The sequence below is a fragment of the Paenibacillus phytorum genome, assembly GCF_013141715.1.
In the GTDB taxonomy this organism is placed as follows: domain Bacteria; phylum Bacillota; class Bacilli; order Paenibacillales; family NBRC-103111; genus Paenibacillus_E; species Paenibacillus_E phytorum.
This window is the reverse complement of sequence record NZ_WHOA01000213.1, coordinates 1-2,369: the sequence shown is the minus strand read 5'-3', so window position 1 is coordinate 2,369 and position 2,369 is coordinate 1. Positions and strand designations below refer to the sequence as shown.

The window sequence follows — 2,369 nt, the reverse complement described above, 5'->3', positions numbered from 1 at the left end:
CATGCCGACAACTCTTAACTTTCGGTGGAGTTGTAATACCTGAAAGACATATTAAAAAAGACGATGAACACTGGATTCATTTCTTGGACTATCACCCCAAAGCTAATATTTTGAAACTCGCAAATAGCACCACTCACTTGAACTAACGGATAACTATAGCTCAATAGACATCAGGAGAAGGCTCCCGACAACATAGAACGGCTGCCTTCTCAGCTAATGGGCAGAAAAACTAAGCAAGCATGCCGAAAATGATTGAATAAAAATAAATAATTTTGTATAATTATTCAATTCTGAATTGGATTATGTTGGAAACGTTTAGAAGTTGCTACTCCACCTCTACCAGAGTTCGATAGTACTGTCTCGTTTTATGAAAATAACGGATTCGAAATTACCGGTGGTAGGAGAGATAAGAGTAGAGAAAGAAACATTATCTCAAAAGATATGGAAGGATTAGGATTGCGTCAACTGCTCCAAATTCAATGCATGTGATGAAATTTGTCATGCAAATAAACTATTGAAGGTGATAAGTGATGATCTTAATAACTAAATCGGATTCACTAGAAGATTATTTGGTAGAAACTGAAGAAGTAGATTTTAGTCAAAGTGATGTTAAGGAAAAAGCATCCGAGTTATTTTCTACTTCATCTAACGAAGTCGAGTTTGTGAAAAAAGCCTATGAATTTGTTCGTGATGAAATATCTCATTCTTGGGATATTCAAAGTCCGCGAATAACGTGTAAAGCATCGGAAGTACTCTATTTTAAGGAAGGTATTTGTTACGCTAAATCTAATTTATTGTGTGCCCTATTACGGAGCAAAGGGATTCCCACTGGTTTTTGTTATCAACGGCTTACAATAGGCGATACACCAGATACAGGGTATTGCATACATGCTTTAAATGCCGTTTTCCTGAAATCTATAGATAGATGGGTTCGACTAGATGCACGGGGAAATAAAGAAAGTGTTCACGCTGAATTCTCTATAGATGTTGAGAAACTTGCTTTTTCGGTGAGGGAAGAATACAACGAAGTTGATTATTCGGAAATATATAAACTTCCAAACCCAAAAACAATTAATGCATTAAAACAGAATACAGATTGTATAAATATGTGTCTGCATGGTTTGCCAGTTAGCTTGTAGTTTATTTAATCAACGAGGAACTATAGTTGAATGAACACTCAGGACGAGGCTACCGATATGATCGGTGGCCTTTATTTCGAGGGACGGGCAGTTTTCTTCAAAAAAGTGTTTATCTGAGTGAAGAATAAAGAAGTATTAATTCTATTTGTGTGGTAAATTTAGTAATTGAGTTGCTCTGACAAATAGTTTATTCAATGAGAAGTTCGGTGTAGCGGTGTGCTCCGGAGCTGAAATGGTAGCAGGCGACAGTGGGTCAACTGAATTTCTAATTAACTAATGCCTAGCTCTGCACGATGGATGGCTTGGCATTTTTTTTCTTGAGTTGCATCGGTTCTACGGGCTGCTTTGAGTTGCGTCATCTGAAGTTCGAAAAAATATTTTCGGATGATGTAGAAATTCATTGTTCGGGATCGTCATTATAGTGAAGACATGAAACAACCCCATTATGAATGTTGAGAGGAGCAATAACCATGAATTACACACTGCTAATGTATGAAACGACGGAGGATTTCGCCAAACGAACCGATCCGATTCACAAGGAGGCGTACGTCGCAAGCTGGGCCCATTATGTCACAGTGTTGCGCGATTCCGGCATTGTTGTAAGCAGCGCAGGTCTCCAGTCCCCGGAGACGGCGACCACGCTTAGCCGCAGGGACGGCGAATTGCTGGTTCAGGATGGCCCGATCACCGAAACCAAGGAGCAAATCGGCGGTTTGATCATCATCGACGTGCCAGATTTGGATACCGCATTGGAATGGGCGGCACGTTGTCCTGGCAGCTCGGTTGAGGTCCGCCCCAACTTGCATCCGATTTCGAAATGAGCGCCATGCATCCTCACCAAATGATCGAACAGACGGCACGGGATTCCTACGGCCGTCTGGTTGCTTTACTGGCTGTGCGTTGGCGTGACCTGGCCGCAGCGGAGGATGCGCTTGCCAACGCTTTCCTGGCCGCGCTGGAATCATGGCCTGCGACTGGAGTGCCGGATAAGCCCGAGGCCTGGCTGCTTACTACTGCGCAGCGCAGACTGATCGACGGTACCCGGCATGCCCGAGTGCATGCCGGTGCGGAGCAGACTTTGATCACAATGGCGAAAAATGCGCAGCAATGGGCCGGACCCGAAGCGTCTTTTCCGGATGAACGGCTCAAGATGCTGTTTATTTGCGCCCATCCCGAAATTGACCCTGCCGTGCGCACACCGCTCATGCTCCAGTCCGTGCTTGGCCTTGA

General features: G+C 43.8%; 3 protein-coding genes. All 3 read left to right on the top strand.

Annotation, left to right across the window (positions count from 1 at the left end):
- The first annotated feature begins 530 nt into the window (after positions 1-530).
- Entirely contained in the window at positions 531-1,139 is a 609-nt protein-coding gene (locus tag GC098_RS30090; protein ID WP_171647148.1) for a transglutaminase-like domain-containing protein, read from the top strand.
- Positions 1,140-1,588: 449 nt separating this feature from the next.
- Complete coding sequence (locus tag GC098_RS30085; RefSeq protein WP_246359051.1) at positions 1,589-1,960, top strand: YciI family protein; 372 nt, start codon at positions 1,589-1,591, stop codon at positions 1,958-1,960.
- 20 nt (positions 1,961-1,980) lie between these two features.
- A partial coding sequence (locus tag GC098_RS30080; protein ID WP_281367148.1) for a sigma factor occupies positions 1,981-2,369 on the top strand: 389 nt, incomplete at its 3' end.

Bases quoted from the DNA above. Each gene is read 5' to 3' on its own strand.
- GC098_RS30090 (WP_171647148.1), top strand. From the start codon at position 531: ATGATCTTAATAACTAAATCGGATTCACTAGAAGATTATTTGGTAGAA.
- GC098_RS30085 (WP_246359051.1), top strand. From the start codon at position 1,589: ATGTTGAGAGGAGCAATAACCATGAATTACACACTGCTAATGTATGAA.